At 31.0% G+C, this 19,562-nt stretch carries 21 protein-coding genes and 1 other annotated feature; of the genes, 16 read left to right on the forward strand and 5 right to left on the reverse strand.

Features of this window, described 5'->3' with window-relative positions:
- Positions 1-5: 5 nt before the first annotated feature.
- From KSU54_RS11505 to rpmE, 4 genes are all read left to right on the forward strand, one after another.
- The gene (locus KSU54_RS11505) at positions 6-1,190 is read left to right on the forward strand and encodes a MalY/PatB family protein (RefSeq protein ID WP_117791965.1); all 1,185 of its coding nucleotides are present in this window, start codon (positions 6-8) and stop codon (positions 1,188-1,190) included.
- A 440-nt stretch (positions 1,191-1,630) separates the two neighbouring features.
- Entirely contained in the window at positions 1,631-2,497 is an 867-nt protein-coding gene (fba, locus tag KSU54_RS11510; RefSeq protein ID WP_003534921.1) for a class II fructose-1,6-bisphosphate aldolase, read from the forward strand.
- A gap of 507 nt (positions 2,498-3,004) precedes the next feature.
- Positions 3,005-4,273: a UDP-N-acetylglucosamine 1-carboxyvinyltransferase gene (locus KSU54_RS11515; RefSeq protein ID WP_003534911.1), complete on the forward strand. Its 1,269-nt coding sequence runs from the start codon at positions 3,005-3,007 to the stop codon at positions 4,271-4,273.
- 106 nt (positions 4,274-4,379) lie between these two features.
- Positions 4,380-4,583: a 50S ribosomal protein L31 gene (gene rpmE / locus KSU54_RS11520; RefSeq protein WP_003534909.1), complete on the forward strand. Its 204-nt coding sequence runs from the start codon at positions 4,380-4,382 to the stop codon at positions 4,581-4,583.
- 66 nt (positions 4,584-4,649) lie between these two features.
- On the opposite strand, the gene KSU54_RS11525 is transcribed toward rpmE, so the two are convergent.
- Entirely contained in the window at positions 4,650-5,990 is a 1,341-nt protein-coding gene (locus KSU54_RS11525; RefSeq protein ID WP_003534907.1) for an MATE family efflux transporter, read from the reverse strand.
- A complete protein-coding gene (locus KSU54_RS11530; protein WP_003534905.1) occupies positions 5,990-6,574 on the reverse strand; it encodes a cytidylate kinase-like family protein in 585 nt (194 codons plus the stop codon). The genes KSU54_RS11525 and KSU54_RS11530 overlap by 1 nt, the downstream gene beginning before the upstream one ends.
- Positions 6,575-6,716: 142 nt before the next feature.
- On the opposite strand from KSU54_RS11530, the gene KSU54_RS11535 reads away from it, so the two are divergent.
- Together KSU54_RS11535 and rlmH are read left to right on the forward strand one after the other, a co-directional pair.
- Positions 6,717-7,466, forward strand: coding sequence for an MBL fold metallo-hydrolase (locus KSU54_RS11535; RefSeq protein WP_003534904.1), 750 nt, complete (start codon positions 6,717-6,719; stop codon positions 7,464-7,466).
- Positions 7,456-7,935, forward strand: coding sequence for a 23S rRNA (pseudouridine(1915)-N(3))-methyltransferase RlmH (gene rlmH / locus KSU54_RS11540; RefSeq protein WP_003534903.1), 480 nt, complete (start codon positions 7,456-7,458; stop codon positions 7,933-7,935). The genes KSU54_RS11535 and rlmH overlap by 11 nt, the downstream gene beginning before the upstream one ends.
- Positions 7,936-8,032: 97 nt before the next feature.
- Here rlmH and KSU54_RS11545 read toward each other — a convergent pair whose 3' ends face one another.
- Positions 8,033-10,165, reverse strand: coding sequence for a GGDEF domain-containing protein (locus KSU54_RS11545; protein WP_117791966.1), 2,133 nt, complete (start codon positions 10,163-10,165; stop codon positions 8,033-8,035).
- A 752-nt stretch (positions 10,166-10,917) separates the two neighbouring features.
- On the opposite strand from KSU54_RS11545, the gene KSU54_RS11550 reads away from it, so the two are divergent.
- The 5 genes from KSU54_RS11550 (at position 10,918) to KSU54_RS11570 (ending at position 13,766) form a co-directional block, all read left to right on the forward strand.
- A complete protein-coding gene (locus KSU54_RS11550) occupies positions 10,918-11,106 on the forward strand; it encodes a cupin domain-containing protein (protein ID WP_003534901.1) in 189 nt (62 codons plus the stop codon).
- Positions 11,107-11,362: 256 nt separating this feature from the next.
- Positions 11,363-12,673, forward strand: coding sequence for a lipase family alpha/beta hydrolase (locus KSU54_RS11555; RefSeq protein ID WP_003534900.1), 1,311 nt, complete (start codon positions 11,363-11,365; stop codon positions 12,671-12,673).
- Positions 12,674-12,744: 71 nt separating this feature from the next.
- Complete coding sequence (locus KSU54_RS11560) at positions 12,745-13,023, forward strand: hypothetical protein (RefSeq protein WP_008792356.1); 279 nt, start codon at positions 12,745-12,747, stop codon at positions 13,021-13,023.
- A 1-nt stretch (position 13,024) separates the two neighbouring features.
- Positions 13,025-13,507 carry a peptidylprolyl isomerase gene (locus KSU54_RS11565; RefSeq protein ID WP_003534898.1) on the forward strand — a complete coding sequence of 161 codons (483 nt, stop codon included), beginning with the start codon at positions 13,025-13,027 and terminating at the stop codon, positions 13,505-13,507.
- 4 nt (positions 13,508-13,511) lie between these two features.
- On the forward strand, positions 13,512-13,766 hold the full coding sequence (locus tag KSU54_RS11570) for a glutaredoxin domain-containing protein (protein WP_003534897.1): 255 nt from the start codon (positions 13,512-13,514) through the stop codon (positions 13,764-13,766).
- 97 nt (positions 13,767-13,863) lie between these two features.
- Here KSU54_RS11570 and KSU54_RS11575 read toward each other — a convergent pair whose 3' ends face one another.
- Together KSU54_RS11575 and KSU54_RS11580 are read right to left on the reverse strand one after the other, a co-directional pair.
- The gene (locus tag KSU54_RS11575; RefSeq protein ID WP_008792355.1) at positions 13,864-15,054 is read right to left on the reverse strand and encodes an aminotransferase-like domain-containing protein; all 1,191 of its coding nucleotides are present in this window, start codon (positions 15,052-15,054) and stop codon (positions 13,864-13,866) included.
- A gap of 44 nt (positions 15,055-15,098) precedes the next feature.
- Positions 15,099-15,348, reverse strand: a binding site (T-box leader).
- 61 nt (positions 15,349-15,409) lie between these two features.
- The gene (locus KSU54_RS11580; protein ID WP_224209054.1) at positions 15,410-15,694 is read right to left on the reverse strand and encodes a hypothetical protein; all 285 of its coding nucleotides are present in this window, start codon (positions 15,692-15,694) and stop codon (positions 15,410-15,412) included.
- Between the two features lie 313 nt (positions 15,695-16,007).
- On the opposite strand from KSU54_RS11580, the gene KSU54_RS11585 reads away from it, so the two are divergent.
- From KSU54_RS11585 to KSU54_RS11605, 5 genes are all read left to right on the forward strand, one after another.
- Positions 16,008-16,622, forward strand: a complete 615-nt coding sequence (locus KSU54_RS11585; RefSeq protein WP_003534893.1) for a GyrI-like domain-containing protein — start codon at positions 16,008-16,010, stop codon at positions 16,620-16,622.
- Positions 16,619-17,170 (forward strand): phosphodiesterase, encoded by a 552-nt coding sequence (gene yfcE / locus KSU54_RS11590; protein ID WP_003534890.1) that lies wholly within the window; start codon positions 16,619-16,621, stop codon positions 17,168-17,170. Before KSU54_RS11585 ends, yfcE begins: the two co-directional genes overlap by 4 nt.
- Positions 17,171-17,311: 141 nt before the next feature.
- Positions 17,312-17,614, forward strand: a complete 303-nt coding sequence (locus KSU54_RS11595) for a PTS sugar transporter subunit IIB (protein WP_003534888.1) — start codon at positions 17,312-17,314, stop codon at positions 17,612-17,614.
- 148 nt (positions 17,615-17,762) lie between these two features.
- Positions 17,763-18,479, forward strand: coding sequence for a GntR family transcriptional regulator (locus KSU54_RS11600; protein WP_003534885.1), 717 nt, complete (start codon positions 17,763-17,765; stop codon positions 18,477-18,479).
- A 220-nt stretch (positions 18,480-18,699) separates the two neighbouring features.
- The coding region (locus KSU54_RS11605) for a PTS transporter subunit EIIC (protein ID WP_147344262.1) at positions 18,700-19,562 on the forward strand (863 nt) is incomplete at its 3' end.

Here is a 19,562-nt window from a genome sequence, read left to right on the forward strand (position 1 = left end):
TAAGAATGTATGATTTTGATAAAATAGTCAAACGTAGAAATACAAAATGTATTAAATGGGATACTTGGAAAAAAGAAGGAAAACCGAAAGATATTTTACCTTTATGGGTTGCTGATATGGATTTTGAAACCTTGCCAGAAGTTACTGAGGCAATTATTGAGCGCGCTAAACATGCAGTGTATGGGTATTCAATGGCTGGCGATGATTATTATGAGGCGGTTTGTAATTGGATGAAGCGTCGCCATCAATTAGATATAAATGCAGATAATATTGTAACAACAACGGGGGTAGTAACAGCGCTTAAAATCGCTGTTAATGCTTTTACAGCTCCCGGTGATGCTATTATCATTAATAAACCAGTGTATTATCCATTTGATTTTTCTATTGATGAAAATCAACGTAAGAAAATTGAATGTCCGATGATGTTTACTGGTCAAACATACGAACTAGATTTTAATTTGTTTGAGCAGTTGATTATTGATAATGATGTGAAAATGTTTATTTTATGTAATCCGTATAATCCAATAGGAAAAGTTTGGAATAAAGAAGAATTATTTAAATTAGGTAATATTTGTAAGAAACATAATGTACTGGTAGTCAGTGATGAAATTCATCAAGATTTTATTTATAAGGGGAATAAGCACCTTCCTTTTGTTAATGTTGATGCCTCATTTAAAGAATTTACAATTATTTGTACAGCACCAAGTAAGACTTTCAATCTGGCGGGTTTACAGACGTCTAATATATTATTTTTTAATCATAAATTAAAAGAAAAGTTTATTAAGGTTAAAAGTTCACTAGGATTTCCGGTGGAACCAACAATTTTTGGTATTGAAGCGTGTAAAGCAGCTTATAATCATGGTGATAAGTGGGTTGATGAATTAGTGGCTTATCTTGATGGCAATATTAAATATCTTGATGGTTTTTTAAAGAAAAAACTACCAATGCTCAAAATGATTAAACCTCAGGGGTTATATCTTGTTTGGGTTGATTTTAGTGCTTTGCAAATGACGCACGAGGAATTAGAAGCATTTATGGTCAATGAAGCTAAATTATGGCTTGATGAAGGATATATTTTTGGTGTTGGTGGAGCAGGTTTTGAGAGATTTAATTTAGCGATGCCGCGCTGTTTATTAGTGCAGGCTCTAGATAATTTATATCAAGCGTTAAAGAATAGACAGCTAATATAAAGATCACCGGTGGTGGTCTTTTATTTTTTTTATAATAAATTATTATTGACATAATAATAAAATGTAATATAATAAAACCGTATCAAACCTTGTTTGATATAATGAGCGCAGATTTAATATGTTATCTTTAGAGATTGATTTTTTAATTGTTCTCCAAATAGTTTAATAATTCAATCTTTTATAGATAAGGAGAAAATGTAGTTGATGTTATGTCCCGCCAGTAGCAACAAGTTTCCCACTGCTATTCATCGTGTATATCTATTTTTTAGTGATGTAGCATCATTGATGCTGCATTTTCTTTATTTTCTAAAAAAGAAATCGCTTACGACTCAGATAATGGGGTAAAAATATAGGAAATAGGCAAAAAAACTTTGTGTTACTATGGAAATTTCAATTAAATAATAGTAATATATAGGAGTAAAAAGAAAAGGAGAAATTTTATGGGATTAGTATCAGCAACAGAAATGTTAAATAAAGCAAAAGAAGGACATTATGCAGTTGGTCAATTTAACATTAACAACTTAGAATGGACAAAATCTATTCTTTTAACTGCAGAAGAATTAAAAGCTCCAGTAATCTTAGGAGTATCTGAAGGTGCTGCTAAATATATGACTGGATTCAAAACTGTATCAGCAATGGTATCAGCAATGGTAGATTCTTTAGGAATTACTGTACCAGTAGCTTTACATTTAGATCATGGTAGCTATGAAGGAGCTAAAGCTGCTTTAGAAGCTGGTTTCTCTTCAATCATGTTCGATGGTTCTCATTATGGAATTGAAGAAAATATTGAAAAAACAAAAGAAATCGTTGAATTATGTCACTCAAAGGGTGTATCTGTAGAGGCAGAAGTTGGATCAATTGGTGGAGAAGAAGACGGTGTCGTTGGTAAAGGTGAAGTAGCTGATCCAAAAGAATGTAAAATGATCGCTGACTTAGGAGTTGACTTCTTAGCAGCAGGTATTGGAAACATTCATGGTAAATATCCAGAAAATTGGGAAGGTTTAGATTTTGATGCATTAGATGCAATTCAAAAAGAAACTGGTAAATTACCATTAGTATTACATGGTGGAACTGGAATTCCAGAGGATATGATTAAAAAAGCAATTACTTTAGGTGTTTCTAAAATCAATGTAAATACTGAATGTCAATTATATTTCCAAGAAGCAACAAGAAAATACATTGAAGCTGGAAAAGATTTAGAAGGTAAAGGATTTGACCCTCGTAAATTATTGGCACCAGGTGCTGCAGCTATCCAAGAATGTGTTAAAGAAAAAATGGAAATCTTTGGTTGCATTGGTAAAGCTTAATTATAACTATAGTTAATGGGGATTTCACATATGTGAAATCCTTTTTTACTTTAAAGTTGCTAAAATCGTAAATATATTAGGGTGTAAAGGAATACTTTCAGTTAATAAAAAGATGATTGTATAACATTAATAAATTCTTTAATAATTGTATTATGAATTGAAGCATATTCATCAGTCATTTTTATGTTTGTTTATCTTTTTGCTTTAATTATTTGTAAACAGATTTGTTCTGCTTTTAATTTAATTAATCAAGGTTAGTTTGAAGTGATAATAGAGTAGTATTTTTAATGAAATATAGAAAAATTAGAAGCTATTTACATAAAGGTTTCTTTTTTTCGTTAATATTGAGTTAATATTAGTTTGGTAGATTTTTTTATGTTTTGAAAATAGAAATATATTAGATATTGTCAAAAAAATTCGAAACTTTTAAAAATACATTTTTTGGTTGTTTTTAACAATAAATTAATATATAGTAGTTACGTAGATTAAATTTTAAGGAGGACTAAAATGAGTGAAGTAATTGCCATTGAAGGTGGACACAAATTGAATGGAACTGTGGTGGTAAGCGGTGCAAAAAATGCAACGGTAGCTCTAATTCCTGCGATTGTCTTAGCAGATAGTCCTGTAACAGTATATGGGGTACCAAATATTTCTGATGTCGATGCACTAGGAGTATTGTTAAGAGAATTAAACTGTGAAGTAGATAAAAATGATGATGTGTTAGTGGTTGATCCTTCTAACTTAAAAAATATACCTTTAGTAAGTGATGCAGTTGATAAATTAAGAGCATCTTATTATTTAATGGGAGCTTTATTAGGAAAATGCAAAAAAGTGACGATGAAGATGCCTGGTGGGTGTTTTTTAGGACCACGACCAATCGATTTACATATTAAAGGATTTGAAGCATTAGGTGCAAAAGTTAGTTATAGTGATAATGGAACCTATACGATTGAAGCTGATCGTTTAGTTGGGAATAAAATTTATTTGGATTTTGCTTCAGTAGGAGCAACAATCAATATCCTGTTGGCAGCGGTTAAAGCAGAAGGAAAAACAACAATAGAAAATTCTGCAAAGGAACCTGAAATTATTGATGTTGTTAATTTACTTACGAAAATGGGAGCTAAGATTCGTGGGGCTGGAACAGATACGATCACAATTGAAGGTGTAGAAACTCTTTGTGGTTGTGATCATGAAATTATTCCTGACCGAATTGAAGCTGGGACATTTTTAGTGATGGCTGCAGCGGCAGGAGAAAAAGTAATTATTCAAAATGTTATACCTCAACATTTAGAAGCAGTAACTTCTAAACTAAAAGAAATCGGGGTTAAAATGGATATTGTTGGTGACAGTATTATTGTTCATGGCGGCCTTGATAATTTAAAACCAATTGATATTAGGACACAGGTATATCCTGGTTTTGCAACCGATTTACAACAACCGCTAACAGCGTTATTAACTCAATGTCAGGGAGCTTCACAAGTAGTTGAAACGATTTATCCTGAACGCTTTGGACATTGTTATCAGCTGAATTCAATGGGAGCAAAAATTGATCAAGAAGAAGCAATGTGTTATATTAATGGTCCTACGCCATTACATGGAGCACGTGTTTATGCGACAGATCTACGTTGTGGTGCAGCGTTGATCGTGGCAGCTTTAATGGCTGATGGTGTTACTGAAATTGGAAATGTTTATCATATTGATCGCGGCTATGAAAATATTGATCATAAGTTAATTTCACTTGGAGCTGTGATTACTAGACGTCAAGTCGAAGATTAGTGATTAATTTAAAAAAATGACTTGAAATCTAGATATTTTAATGTTATTATACTAAAGCAACTTACTTTGTAGCTATATGCTATAAGGCGGAAGGAGATTGATATTTATGAAAAAAGGAATTCATCCAGATTACAAAAAAGTAAAAATCGTTTGTACTTCTTGTGGAAACGAATTTGAAGGTGGATCAGTTTTAGACGAAGTACGTGTTGATACTTGTTCAAACTGTCATCCATTCTATACTGGTAAACAAAGATTTGCTAGTGCTGATGGACGTGTTGATAAATTCAATAAAAAATACGGACTTAAATAATTACACAAGTAAAGGAGCGCAAGCTCCTTTTTTGCAGCAAAAAAGACTTATGAAGATTCATAAGTCTTAAAATTCTAAATGTCTACGGGTTCGCTTCATTAAAATAAAAGAAGTCACTGCAGAGAAAATTTCCGCAATCGGGAAACATAGCCAAATTAAGTCTAAGTTACCTGTTAATGATAATACATAAGCACAAGGTAATAATACTAATAATTGTCTGATCAACGAAGTTAAAAGACTATATGTACCTTTACCAACAGCTTGGAAAGTTGCACTACAAACAATTGAGAAACCTGCAAAAATGAAATGAATAGCAATTATTCTTAAAGCCGGTGTTCCAATTTTTATCATTGCCTCAGAGGCGTTAAAGAAACCTAAAAGAGTTTGCGGAATTGTTTCAAAGAAGATAACACCAATGATCATCATGCCAGTAGCGTAGATCATTGCCAATTTTATTGTATCAAACATTCGTTTCTTTTGTTTAGCCCCAAGATTATAGGCAATGATTGGAATCATACCGTTATTAAGACCGAAAACAGGCATAAAGACAAAGCTTTGTAATTTGAAGTATACACCAAAAACCGCAGTAGCCGTGGTAGAAAAAGTAATTAAGATAGTATTCATACCAAAAGTCATGACACTACCGATAGACTGCATGATGATAGATGGGATTCCTACTGAATATATTTGCTTAACAATATGAGCATTAGGTCGAAACCTTTTAAATTTAAAATGAATATCATGATTAAATTTAAGATTGAAAAATAGAGCTAAAAGACAAGCAATGATTTGACCGGTTATTGTCGCAAGTGCAGCACCAGCGACACCCATTTTAGGAAAGCCACATAAACCAAAAATAAAAATAGGGTCTAAAATTATATTGATTATGGCACCTAATCCCTGAGTAACCATAGTAAACAGGGTTCTTCCAGTTGCCTGTAATAATCGTTCAAATAGAAATTGACAAAACAATCCAATTGAACAGCCAACTACGATCATTGAATATTGGGTACCGGCATTAACAATTTCAGTATTAGTTGTTTGAACATTAAAAAAGAGGTTAGACAATGTTAGTCCGGCGATCATAAATATAACCGCCGTGACAAGAAAAATAAATACTGAATTGACTGCTGTCTGGTTAACATGATCTTGATTCTTCTCACCTAAACTACGTGACAATAAAGCATTGACGCCAACTGCAGTTCCCCCGGCAAAGGCAATCATCAAGTTTTGCAATGGAAATGCTAAAGAAACAGCAGTTAAAGCGTTTTCGCTTATTTGGGCAACAAAGACACTATCAACGATATTATACATTGCTTGAACTAACATTGAGATAATCATTGGTAGAGACATTGAAATTAGCAGTTTGTTGACCGGCATTGTTCCCATCTTATTTTCTTGGGTCACTATTTTTCTCCTTTTAAAAACAAATCAGCAATGATCGTTGCGACTTCGTCGATTCCTAAATCACTGTTAATCGTTAAATCGAAATTTTTTAAATGACCCCATTTTTTTGTTGTATAGTAATTGTAATAATTACTCCGACCTTTGTCTCTTTTAGTAACGTATTTTTTATAATCATCATGTACTTCTTGATAATCCTCTTTAACTCGGCGAATTCGTGATTCTAGTGGTGCATGAATAAAAATAGATAAAACATCATCATAATCCTCAAGGATATAATCAGCACATCCATTAACAATGATACATGAATCATGATTAGCTAAATGACGAATGATTTTAGACTGCATTACAAAAACCTGATCATTTAGTGGTAATGAAAAAGCGGAAGATGACATTGTATACATAAAGCTAGATGATTTTTGTTCAGCTACTTTACGGATTGCATCAACATCCATTCCCATTTCGCGAGCTGCCAAGTCGATGACTTCATTATCATAGTATACAAGTCCGACTTTCTGCGCAACTTTTTGTGCAATTAAGCGTCCGCCAGAACCGTATTCTCTGGCAATAGTAATAATTCTAGGCATATTGAAAATCCCCCTTTATATTCTTATTTTATCATAAAATTTAAAATTAATGACAATATTTTCACATCCTGCTTTTTCCAAGACAAATTTATTGTTTTTGTGCATACAAGTTTGTATAATAAAACAATAAAAGGAGAAGACAATGGAATTTCATATTTTAGCAAGTGGTTCAAAAGGAAACAGTACCTTTATTTATGATAATGGTGTGGGAATATTGATTGATTGTGGGATTGCTAGAAAACAATTATTATATAAACTTGGCAATCTTGGTTTTCAAGAAAGTAATATTAATTATGTTTTATTAACACACGATCATTATGACCATAATAAAAATATTAGTATATTTGATCAAAGAATCTGTTTTTGTGGTAAAGGATGTATCAAAGGAATCGATAGCAGCCATGAAATCAAGCCATATAAAAGTTTTCAATTAGCTCATTTTGAAATCATGCCTTTAAGTATATCTCATGATGCGACAAGTCCGCTGGCTTTTATCATTACTGGTGTGAATGAATCTATTTTGTATATGACAGATACTGGTTATGTATCTCAAAAAAATCGGAAATATCTTAATAATCTAGACTATTATATTATTGAAAGTAATCATGATGTTGAGATGCTGATGGCAACGAAACGACCTTATTTTTTAAAACAGCGTATTCATGGTGATCTAGGCCATTTAAACAATGAATATAGTGCAAAGATGATGGTAGAGTTAATCGGTGATAAAACTAAAGAAATTGTTTTAGCGCATTTGAGTGAGGAAGCTAATACTAAAGAGAAGGCATTAGAAACCTATCGTAAGATTTTTAATCAAAATAATCTAGAGTTCGATAATATTAAAGTAGCTAGCCAAATTGATGTGGTCAGCGGAGGTAATTATGAAGATTAAAATAGTTTGTGTTGGGCGTTTAAAAGAAAAATATTTAGTGGCAGGAATGCAGGAATATTTAAAGAGATTGCAGGCCTATTGCAAAGTAGAAGTTTATGAAGTAGCAGATGAAAGTATACCGGATAACTGCTCACTGGCCAATGAAACATTAATTAAAGCTAAAGAAGGGCGTAAGATGCTTGATAAAATTAAGCAGGATGATTATGTTATTTTGCTAGATGTGTCGGGAACGCAAATAGATTCTGTTGAATTATCAAATAAGATGGAAAAAGCCATGATTTCTGGTAAAAGTACGATTGCATTTGTAATTGGTGGTTCACTTGGTCATGGTGAAGAAATGCTTGATCGTGCTAATTTTAGGCTAAGTTTTTCTAAGATGACTTTACCGCATCAATTGATGAGGCTAGTCTTAGTAGAACAAATCTATCGGGCATTTAAAATTATGAAAAACGAAACATATCATAAATAAGGTATTAATAAAAAAGAATATAGATGAAAAAACCTAATATTTAAATTAGGTTTTTTAGTTTCTTTTTATTTGATCTTTATATTGACTTAAACTTTCGTTAGTGTTCATTATAAAAACTAAATCCATTTTTACCTGAATATTTTGAATTATACAGAGCTTGATCCGCATTTTTATATAGAACTTCAAAAGTTGCCCCGTCTATAGGTGCTACAGCAACTCCAATAGAACCAGTTATTAGAATTGTTTCTTCATGCCATTGATAAGGTAATCGTAATTTTTTAAGCAGGTTATTTAATGATATGATGGCATTTTCTTTTTGAACAATATTTTTCATAAATACAATAAATTCATCACCACCCAAACGAGCAATTATATCTGTTTTTCGAAAATTTTCTTTTAATATATTAGCTACCTGCTTTAATACTTCATCACCTTGTAAATGCCCTAAACTATCATTGATTTTCTTAAAATTATCTAAGTCAATGATAATAAAAGCACTCATTTCATTATTTGATTTATGAAGATATTCTACTATTAAACGCTGAGCACCAATCCGGTTATAGATACCTGTAAGGGCATCTGTATCAGCTGCTTTTTTAATAGCTTTTAGCTTGTTTTCTTGATTTTTTTGTTTAAGATATTCTTTTGTAATGTCACTTCTTCGAATAAGTACGATTTTATTTTCTTCATCATAATATTGAACAGTAATTAATTTTCTCCGATATTCTTTATTTTCATCTAACATACCTAGTTCAATTTTATAAACACTTTGTTCTTGCAGACGATTAAGTATATATTCAGGAGTCAATTGTTCGATAACTCTGTCTTGATCTTCTAAAACGGTATTTTGTCGTGTGTATTTTATCATTGCTTGAGTATAATTATTGCCTTCTTGAGGAGGAATGACAGTACCGTTATCAGTTATCGAAAAATTAGAAAAATAGCCATTTTTTGTATCAAGATAATACAAATAATCCCCTTTTTTATAAACAAATTTTTCTGTAATTGAATTAATGATATGTTCTCTATCGACATTACTAAATACAAGATATATTTTTTCATTGTTCTTGGGAAGATAGAGAGTTTTTAATTGGACCCATTCATAATTTTCTAGTTCCTTTTGGAAACGTAGGTCAAGATGTGATGTTTTTTGTGTTTTAGAAAGTAATCTTAAATTATCAATTGTTAAAAAGTTTTCTAATTCTTTTTTTTCAAAGTTGATAATTAATCTTTTTTCAAGTAGCAAAAGAAATTGTTTTAGTGAAAATATTTTTTGATCATGATCATTATTGGTAGGTAAAACAGATTTTAATATATGTAATTTTTCAGTAGCTAAGTCCACTTCAACAATTGTAGAATATAGATTAAAAAAAGCATCTAATATTTCTTCTTTTTCTTTTACTAAAGAGGAAATAGTTTTTCTATCAGAAATATCATAAATATAAAATAATAATTTTTTAATTCCCATTACTTGGGCACAAAATATTCTAGCTTCTACCCAAGTATAATCTCCAAAAATTGTTTTTGTTTTAAACTCAATTTGTTTTATCTTTTTTTTATTGATTATTTGTTCTAGAGATGCAGATACAAAAATATTATCTAAACGTGTAATATCGTTTGGGTGTGTCCATTTTCTTATAACAGAAAAAACATTATCCCCATCATCAATTTTATGATATTTTTTCTTTTTATAAAAAATAGTCTTTATTTCTAAACTATCTATATCAATTTCAAAAAGGCCTTCACAATTTTCGATAAAGTAAGGTGAATATAATCGTAATTTTTTGAAATCGATTATTTTGTGCTCATTATTTTTGATATCCATCTCAAGTTCTTCTGTTATATCATGATAATAGCCTTTAAATCTTATTCCATTTTTATATGATTTATCAAGAAAACCGCCACACCGAACCCATGTCCACCCTTTTTCTTCATGTCTCCATGGATACCGTATTTCGGTTCTTTTGTTCTTTTTTATATTTTCGATTGCATCAAAAACTAATCCTATATATTCAGAATCAATTCTCTCCATACAAAATGAATAGAGTTCTTCCGGTGTCAGAGTATTGCTGTTTCCTCCTAATAACGAGTACATAATTGTATCACCATACATCTTTGGAATTCCGTCGTTAGGATATTCTATTATCCAAAAACCGATTTGCAAATCTGCTAATAATTCGGTTTTATTAACAATATCTGATACATCTTCTCTTATATTCAAATTTTCCATTATTTAAAACCTCCCCAATATAAATTTGTATCAAATAATTTGCATATTTTTTATCATTTTTCAGTTAACCATTATACAATATCAATTTCTTTTATGAAAGGCTCTTTTAGTTATATCAGTTGATAAAATGATAAAAAAGATTTCAATTTTAAACCATTATATCAAATAAAAATAATTTTTTATTTACCATGTTTGTACGACTTCACCTATTGGATTAAGTAGAAAATATAATTATAAAATAAAAATGATAGTTTACTTTAATAGCAAGCTGTAGGCTTATGAATAATCATGATATGATAAATTTGGAAGTAAGATTAATTGTAATAGAGTTTTTAATTATGATTGATATAGATGGATATTTTACAATTAGCGATGGAATAAATAGGGGATAGGGAGACTTTTTTGAAAAATATTTTCTTGTACGTATAAATAATAGACATAAATTTTTTTGATAAGGTAAAATAAATGTGATTGAGGGAAGAAAATCTTTTAAAATATGTGTAAAAAGGAGTTGACAGTCATGTTCAAAACTGCGATCCTGCCAGACAGTAGGATAGTGTCTGCTTTTTTTGCATATATCATTACTTGTTGCAGCCGGAATTCTAATTACTATATTTGTTGTATTAAAGAAAAAGAAAGGATTAAAAATTCTTAGTTTATAAATATAAATCAGCATTCTGCAGGGGGATAATATGCTAAAATGTATATAGATTCAAATAGAAAAGTTATTTTTAGTTGCTATTTCTTTTGGTATGCATAAGCATGAAACTGGCAATAATATTAATTATATTGTATCAGGGATGGGTAAAGCCATATGTGATGATGACGAAGAAAGTTTATTTGCAGGAATCTGCCATATTTGTAAAGAAGATTCTAAACATAGCATTATTAACATTGGAACAGAGGATTTTGCCATGATTACGATCGTTGTTGAGCAATAGGTGCTGATTTTATAATTTAAGACGATATCAAGCGATTAGTCGTTAAGATTAATCGCTTTTTTGTATATAAATACATGATTGATAGACGAAATCTGACGGGAGAATAGATAGTTTTATTGATTTATAAAATTTATTATATAAATCAATAAGTTAAGATTTCAATGAATGACATTTTAAATAAACCTTTTTGTTCATAATTGTACTAATGATAATTTGGCAGTATAATAAGTAAAAATATAAGAGATAAGGAAAAATTATGAAATATATAATAAGACTGGTATCAGCAACAATAGTTTTTGTGTTGGCAAATAGGTTGTTATTAGGTTTTTCAAACGTATTGTTAATTGGTTTATTAGTGGGGATTTTTATAGTTATTAATGCAATACCATATGTCCCTTATCCTAGACCTCTTTTGAAACGATATCGCATATGTAAAGCAGGGTGTGAATTATTAAAAATATTTTTAATATCTTTAATAATGACAATTGTTTATATGCTTTATTCATTTTTTAAAGTAGATATTGGCGCATGGTTAACTAATCTATTAGTGGTAATAATAGTTGAGGCTGTTGTTTTTTGGAATGGCATTATTAGAATTTATTTAACGGCTAACCAATTAGGAGCTAAATGGCGCATAATCGGGGTTGTTTGGGGATGGTTTCCACTTGTTAATTTGATTATTTTAAGAAAGCTTATTAAAATTGCTGATGATGAAATTATATTTGAAAATGAAAAAACTATTTTAAATGGAGTTAGAAAAGAACAACAGCTGTGTAAAACAAAATATCCATTGCTGTTGGTTCATGGAGTGTTTTTTAGAGATTTTAAATATTTTAATTATTGGGGACGAATTCCCGAGGAACTAGAACAAAATGGAGCGGTCATTTATTATGGTAATCATCAGTCAGCAGCTAGTGTTATTGCTAGTGGCGATGAGTTAGCAAAGCGAATCAAAGAAATTGTACAGGAAAGCGGGTGTGAAAAGTTAAATATTATTGCACATTCTAAAGGTGGTTTAGATTGTCGTTATGCGATTGCAAAGCTGAATATTGCGCCATATGTGGCATCACTTACTACGATCAATACTCCACATCGAGGATGCATATTTGCAGATTATTTATTGGAAAAAATCCCTGAAAAAATTAAACAAAAAGTGGCTCAGGGATATAATACAGCCCTTAAGAAATTTGGGGACGAGAATCCAGATTTTATTGCTGCGGTCAATGATTTAACTGCTTCAACGTGTCAAAAGTTCAATGCGGATGTTCCTGATGTGGCAGAAGTATTTTATCAAAGTGTTGGTTCGAAACTAAATGTTGCTTCAGGAGGTCGCTTTCCGCTTAATTTTTCGCATCATTTAGTGAAGTATTTTGATGGGCCTAATGATGGATTAGTGGCTGAAAACTCATTTCCTTGGGGTTGTGATTATACTTTTTTAACAACAAATACGAAAAGAGGAATATCGCATGGTGATATGATAGATTTAAATCGTGAGAATATTGCTGAGTTTGATGTTCGGGAATTTTATGTTCAATTAGTTAATATGCTCAAAGTACATGGTTATTAGTCTGGAGACACGATAGTTGCTCTGGAAGTCAAAATCATGATATGATAAGAAAGGATGAAGGAGGGTTATTTATGGAAGTCGCTTTAGTAATAGGGATGTTTGTTTGTACAGCTTTAGCCCTTAATTTTTTGGTTAATGGAAGACGGAAATTATCAGGGACTTTTGAGATAATTAATTTATGTTTGATTGTAGCAACAGCTTATCAATTTAAATTAGTTAGTTCAATTATTTGGGTTCTTGTAATTTTAGCAATCTTACTGATTGCAGGATTGATCTTTAATAAAAAAAGAAAAGATAAAAAAGTTGCTAATGAAATAATTGAAGCAAGAATAGTAGATAAAGGAGAATAGAATGGAAACAGTAAATATTATTATTGAAATGGAAGATGGCGGAGTGATGAAAGGTGAGTTATATCCTGAAATTGCTCCAATTAGTGTGGAAAACTTTTTAAAATTAATTGATCAAGATTTTTTTGCAGGGTTAATATTCCATCGTGTTATCCCAGGATTTATGATTCAAGGTGGAGGATATGATAAAGATTTCAACCATCATGAGGCTGACAGTATTAAAGGTGAATTTAGAAGTAATGGAGTAGCTAATGATTTATTACATACTCGTGGTGTATTATCAATGGCTAGAACAATGGTTCCTGATTCAGCATCATCACAATTTTTTATCATGCATGCTGATGCTCCTCATCTTGATGGTGACTATGCGGCTTTTGGGAAAATCACGGAAGGATTAGAGGTTGTTGATCAAATTGCAAATGCTCCTAGAAATATACAAGATTGCCCTAATCAGCCAATCGTAATTAAAACTATTAAAAGAGGATAAGGAAATGAAATTATTTATTTTAGAAAATTGTCCTCATTGTCGTAATGCACGGCGCTGGATTAAAGAATTGCAAGATGAAAACCCAGAATATAATCAAATTGAAATTGAATTGATTGATGAGCAAATCAATAGTGAATTAGCAGATCAGTATGATTATTATTATGTTCCAGCTTTGTTTGATGGGAATACTAAGTTACATGAAGGTGTTGCCAGCAAAGATGGTTTGAAAAAAATATTTGATCAATATTTAGGACATTAGTTTGTCCTTTTTATTTTAAATTTAATATAGTGTATGAGTAATCAAAGAATCTTATTACTATTTGATGTTTTATTGTAATATAGACAAAAAGCCTCGCTCAAGAGGCTAAGAGATTTTTAATAATTTGACCAAGTATTTTAATACCTTGATCAATTGTTTTTAGATCACAATTAGTATAATTTAATCGTAGAGTTGAAACGTTTCGTTCTTCTTCATAGAAAGGATCACCAGCAGCAATTGCGATGTCATGTTTGATTGCTTCATTTGCTAGAGCGACAGCAGTTAGTTTTTGGGGTAATGTGACCCATAAGAACATTCCGCCTTGGGGAATTGTATGTTTAACTTCAGCAGGGAAATACTTTTGAATACTAGTTATCATTTGTTCCGCTTGTTCTTTATAAAGTTTTTTTATTTTTTCAAGGTGTTGTTCAAGACTGTTATCACAAAGATATTGATGAAGGACCATTTGCCCAAAAATATTAGTATGAAGATCAACGATTTGTTTATAGGCTAAGAGCTTTTGCTTTAAATAAGAGTTTGAACAAGCAATCCAGCCTATTCTCATACCTGGAGAAACTATTTTTGAGAAAGTTCCGAGCAGTATCGTTTGATCTTTTAGCAAGGGATAAATAGGTAAAAATGTTTCATCGTTAAAACGAAGATCACCATAAGGGTTGTCCTCAATAAAGATAGTGTTAGTTTTTTTAAGCAAATTTGCTAGAGCAATTCGGGTTTCATTGTCATAAGTTAAACCGGTAGGGTTTTGAAAAGTCGGGATAGCATAAAAGAATTTTGGTTTTTGTTCAAGATATGCTGTTAATTCCTGTAGGTCAATTCCGTGATGATTTAAAGTAACCGAGTTGATTTTTGGATTATAGAGATGAAATACTTGGAGTGCAGCTAGGTAACTAGGTTTTTCAATAAGAATTTTATCACCTTCATCGATCAGTACTGCCGATAAAATATCGAGTGCTTGTTGGGAACCGTTAGTGATAATAATATCATTGGCACTAATATCAATTCCTTGTTTCAAATATTGATGTGCAATAAATTGACGTAAGGGTAAATATCCTTCTGGAATACTATACTGCATAGCGATTGTACCATGCTGATCAAGTACTTTTTGTGTGGCTGCTGCCATTTCCTGAGTGGGAAAAGAGATGGGATTAGGTAATCCACCGGCGAAAGAAATCAAATTAGGCTTGTTAGTCGCTTGTAGCATCATGTCTAAAAAATCTCCTTGAAAATCGGGTCGGGTAGAGCGAGTTGAATAATTAAATGTTTTCATTTTAAATTTCCTCCTTTAGATAAAATAAAAACCCTAAGCACTTATGCTAGGGCGAATAGATTATCCGTGGTACCACCTAATTTCCAAATTTCTTTGGCTCTTGCTTCATGTACGGAGTTAAATACTCGATACACTATCCTGATAACGTAGGAAATACGTTGAAGTCTACTTAAGTTTCCTTGTTCGATTCACTGCTCGAAGGCTACCTTCAATAATTATGTTGTAAAGATTTTCACCAGCCATCTTTTCTCTAAAACTCCATAATTATTTACTCTTCCCTGTCATTGCATTTGTACTTGGATGTTTATTTTTACTCATAATAGTCCTATTTTAAAGAAATGTCAATTGTTTTTTATCATTGATAACTATGTCTTTTTTGAAATCTTATCATAAATGAATTGCATAAATATCCTTTTGAGTTAATAACAATTTCCCAAATATCTAATATTTTCATATAATATTTTTTACCATTTTTTAAAACTTTATATCTACTTGAAAAATCATTATCATTATAATATATTGTTTCTCTAGTAGATGAATAATTATTATTTTCAATAGCGGCTGGGCAAATATTATCATTTGCGTAAACATTTGGTTTTGATAATGGAACAACGATCCCCATTAGAACTATTATGGACAACAAAGCTGCATTAATTTTTTTACATATTATTTGATATAATATAAAATATTTGATTTATTATATCTTTTTCTTTTTCGATATTATTGATACTAGATAAATCAAATTATGAGAAAAACAATAATATTATATGAAAGTTATCTTTTGTATTATTATATAAAGATTTATACTTTTTGCATTTGTTTTTAATGTATTTCTTTAAATAAAGTATATCGTAATTATTTTTTGTCTACTAACACCTTAATGTGTTCTTTCTAATTTTCGATAGTAATTTTTTTTAAAAGTAATATAATAGTTAGAGCAGGGAGATGATGTAATGGCAAAATTTGATATAAAAAAAGAATATCCAAAATTATATCGAGCAACAACTAAAAAGATAAGTAGTTTAACTATTCCGATGATCAAATATATTGCAATAGATGGAATTGGGAATCCGACAGTGCCGGAATTTAAAAATAAATCAAAATTATTATTTGAATTTAATAAGGCTTTAAAAGAATATTATTGTCAGCAAGAGATTGTATTTAGTGGTTCAAAGTTAGAAGGTATTTGGGACACCTATGATAATAGCCATTTTGATGTTACACGTAAAAAAATGATTAAATATACACTAATGATGCCACAGCCACCGATTTTAACTGATCATATTCTTGAAGAAGTGAAGAATGAAGTGTTGACGAAAACGGGTAATTGTTTAGCATTAGACGTATATCTTAAAGAGTTTGAAGAAGGTAAATGTATTCAAATGCTGCACATTGGACCTTATAATACGGAAATCAATTCAACTAAACAGATCATGGAATACATAACGGTGGCGAATCTTAAGTTAAGTGGTTTTCATCATGAGATATATTTAAATAAACCTGAAAAAGTAGCGCCAGAAGATTTGAAGACAATTGTACGATATCCAGTAGAGGAGGTTTTTCTATGAAATTAATGTTTATTTCTGATATTCACGGTTCATCTTTGTATGCTCAAAAAGCAATTGATACATATAAGCAGGAAAAAGCAGATAAACTAATTATTTTAGGAGATATTTTATATCATGGGCCTCGTAATGATTTACCTGAAGAATATGCTCCTAAAAAAGTTATTTCGCTATTGAATGCTTACAAGAAAGATATTATCGCAGTTCGTGGGAATTGTGATGCTGAAGTTGATCAAATGGTTTTGGATTTTCCGATCCGTAGTGATTTTGCAACTGTTGATGTAGATGGACATCATTTCTTTTTAACGCATGGTCATTTATTTGATGAGGATAATTTACCAGGCTTGAATGATGGTGATATTTTTGTGTATGGTCATATTCATAAACCGGTTGCTAAGGAAATTAATGGTATCTATATTATTAATCCTTCGTCGATTTCTTTGCCTAAAGAGGGAAAGAATAGCTATGGTATTTATGAAAAGGATACTTTTATGATTAAAGATTTTGATCAAACGGTAGTTAAAAAGATTGATTTTAGAAAATCGCAATAATTGCGATTTTTTATATTCTTGGGAGTAAAAAATATTTGTAATAAATTGTCTTAGTAAATAGTTATCATATTATTCGAATAAAAAGATTAAAGTGTTATAATATATAATATAGAAGGACGTTAAAGGAAAGGAGGAAATAAGATGTATAAGATACTATTAGTATGTAATGCGGGAATGTCTACTAGTATGCTTGTTCAACGGATGGAAAAGGCCGCAACTGAAAAAGGAATCGAAGCAGAAATTATCGCATTGCCAATTACCGATGCATTATCTAAGATGGATGATTGGGATGTGGTGATGTTAGGTCCACAAGTACGTCATGAATTAAAAGGTCTTAGAACTAAAACAGAAACTCCAATTGAAGTAATTGAAATGAGAGATTATGGAATGATGAATGGAGAAAAAGTATTAGAAGCAGCTATTAAAGTTATTGATGCAAAATAATAATAGTGAAAAAGTCTCGATAAGAGGCTTTTTCATTTTGAGAAAAATATACATTTAATTTAATGGTTTTTTATATCTAAAAAAAGTCCGTGCAAATTTATTAAAAGTATGGTATTTTTAAAGAGAGCTAGATAGAGGAGGGGTAGCCATGGTAAAATACATCGATATTGCTGATGATATTAGATCCAAGATAATAGAAGAGAAATACACCTATGGACAAAAACTCCCGTATGAATATGTATTGTGTGTAACGTACCATTGTAATAAAGAAACAATGAAAAAAGCACTAGATATTTTAGTTAAAGAAGGATTGATTGTAAGACGTCGAGGGGCTGGAACCTTTGTTAAAGATTATAATCCTTCGATGGAGAGTCCTAATAAATCTAATTATTTTACCAAAGGATTAACAGAACGTTTTGCGGGGATAAAGAAAATTGATAGTGAGATTATTGCTTTCGAAGTTATTCCAAGTGATGAGACGATATCGAAAAAATTGCAAATAGAAGAGGGTTCGTTTGTGTATCATATCATTAGATTCCGCAAACTAGATGATAAGCCGTATTCATTAGAAATAATTTATATGCCAATCTCAATTATTCCTAATTTAAAGGTTGATCATTTGAAGACATCAATTTATCAGTATATTGAAAATGATTTAAAGCTAAAAATTCAAAGTGCTCATAAAACTGTTCGTGGTCATTTGTCATCACAGCTTGAACAGGATTATCTAGGTTTAAAAGAAACAGAGCCATATTTTGAAGTTGAACAAGTAGCTTATTTGAGTAGTGGTGTGATCTTTGAATACTCATTTTCACGTTTCCATTACAATGATTTTGAGCTCCAAACTGTTACTGTAGCAATGTAAAGCGCTTATTTTTGTAAGCGTTTTTATTTTTTTGTAAAAAATTATAAAAAAATTTTTTGTAAGCGGTTTAGTGAAAAATGGCTATATACCAACGTTTTTTAGGACAATACCGGTTTTATTTTTAAAAGTATGGTACTTTTGAAAGTAAAAAGCATTGACTTTTACCAGTTTAAATTTTATACTAATAGTGTCAATAGATATTTTAAGGGAGGAAAAAAATATGGACAAAATGGCAGATGTCCTTGGCCGCGTTGGTGCGTGGTGTGGGCAAAACAAGTATTTATCTGCAATTAAGAATTCGTTCCAAACATTCATGCCTTTGACTATCGCAGGTGCGATCGGGGTTTTATGGTGTAACGTATTAGTTAATGCAGATTCAGGGTTAGGTATGTTCTGGGAACCTATCATGGCTTTAGAAGTAATTAACCCAGCGTTTGCAGCAATGCAATTCGCAACAATTTCTTGTATCACAGTTGGAATCACTTTTGGTATCGCTCAAGAAATCGGGGAATCAAATGGTGAAACTGGATACTTCGCAGGTTTATTAGGACTTGCTTGTTGGTTATCAGTAACTCAAAGTGGATGGGCTAACTATGCATTAGTAGATACTGCTAAACAAACTTTATCATTAACAGCTGATGGAGCATTACAAACATTTACAGGTGTTGCTGGTGGTGCTTTAGGAGCAACAGGTTTATTTACAGGGATGATCGTTGGGGTTGTTTCAGTAGAAATCTTCTGTGCATTACGTAAAGTAGAAGGATTAAAATTAAAAATGCCTGAAACAGTACCTCCAGGTGTTGCTCGTGCATTCGAAGTTTTAATTCCAGCTGTAATTACTTTAGCAATCATTGCGTTAATTGGACGTGGATGTGAATTAGCTACTGGATTATATTTAAATGACGTAATTTCAACTTACATCCAAGGACCTTTAGGTGCTATCGGTGCTACAGTTCCTGGTGTAATTATCATTTACATCATTATCATGTTATTCTGGTTAGTAGGTATTCATGGTAACAACATGTTATCTGCAGTAAAAGAAGCATTATTTACACCATTAATGTTAGAAAATATCGAAACATT

It is taken from the genome of Erysipelatoclostridium sp. MSK.23.31 (assembly GCF_019125875.1).
In the GTDB taxonomy this organism is placed as follows: Bacteria; Bacillota_I; Bacilli_A; order Erysipelotrichales; family Coprobacillaceae; genus Thomasclavelia; species Thomasclavelia ramosa.

Bases quoted from the DNA above. Each gene is read 5' to 3' on its own strand.
- KSU54_RS11505 (WP_117791965.1), top strand. From the start codon at position 6: ATGTATGATTTTGATAAAATAGTCAAACGTAGAAATACAAAATGTATT.
- fba (WP_003534921.1), top strand. From the start codon at position 1,631: ATGGGATTAGTATCAGCAACAGAAATGTTAAATAAAGCAAAAGAAGGA.
- KSU54_RS11515 (WP_003534911.1), top strand. From the start codon at position 3,005: ATGAGTGAAGTAATTGCCATTGAAGGTGGACACAAATTGAATGGAACT.
- rpmE (WP_003534909.1), top strand. From the start codon at position 4,380: ATGAAAAAAGGAATTCATCCAGATTACAAAAAAGTAAAAATCGTTTGT.
- KSU54_RS11530 (WP_003534905.1), bottom strand. From the start codon at position 6,574: ATGCCTAGAATTATTACTATTGCCAGAGAATACGGTTCTGGCGGACGC.
- KSU54_RS11535 (WP_003534904.1), top strand. From the start codon at position 6,717: ATGGAATTTCATATTTTAGCAAGTGGTTCAAAAGGAAACAGTACCTTT.
- rlmH (WP_003534903.1), top strand. From the start codon at position 7,456: ATGAAGATTAAAATAGTTTGTGTTGGGCGTTTAAAAGAAAAATATTTA.
- KSU54_RS11545 (WP_117791966.1), bottom strand. From the start codon at position 10,165: ATGGAAAATTTGAATATAAGAGAAGATGTATCAGATATTGTTAATAAA.
- KSU54_RS11550 (WP_003534901.1), top strand. From the start codon at position 10,918: ATGCATAAGCATGAAACTGGCAATAATATTAATTATATTGTATCAGGG.
- KSU54_RS11555 (WP_003534900.1), top strand. From the start codon at position 11,363: ATGAAATATATAATAAGACTGGTATCAGCAACAATAGTTTTTGTGTTG.
- KSU54_RS11560 (WP_008792356.1), top strand. From the start codon at position 12,745: ATGGAAGTCGCTTTAGTAATAGGGATGTTTGTTTGTACAGCTTTAGCC.
- KSU54_RS11565 (WP_003534898.1), top strand. From the start codon at position 13,025: ATGGAAACAGTAAATATTATTATTGAAATGGAAGATGGCGGAGTGATG.
- KSU54_RS11570 (WP_003534897.1), top strand. From the start codon at position 13,512: ATGAAATTATTTATTTTAGAAAATTGTCCTCATTGTCGTAATGCACGG.
- KSU54_RS11575 (WP_008792355.1), bottom strand. From the start codon at position 15,054: ATGAAAACATTTAATTATTCAACTCGCTCTACCCGACCCGATTTTCAA.
- KSU54_RS11585 (WP_003534893.1), top strand. From the start codon at position 16,008: ATGGCAAAATTTGATATAAAAAAAGAATATCCAAAATTATATCGAGCA.
- yfcE (WP_003534890.1), top strand. From the start codon at position 16,619: ATGAAATTAATGTTTATTTCTGATATTCACGGTTCATCTTTGTATGCT.
- KSU54_RS11595 (WP_003534888.1), top strand. From the start codon at position 17,312: ATGTATAAGATACTATTAGTATGTAATGCGGGAATGTCTACTAGTATG.
- KSU54_RS11600 (WP_003534885.1), top strand. From the start codon at position 17,763: ATGGTAAAATACATCGATATTGCTGATGATATTAGATCCAAGATAATA.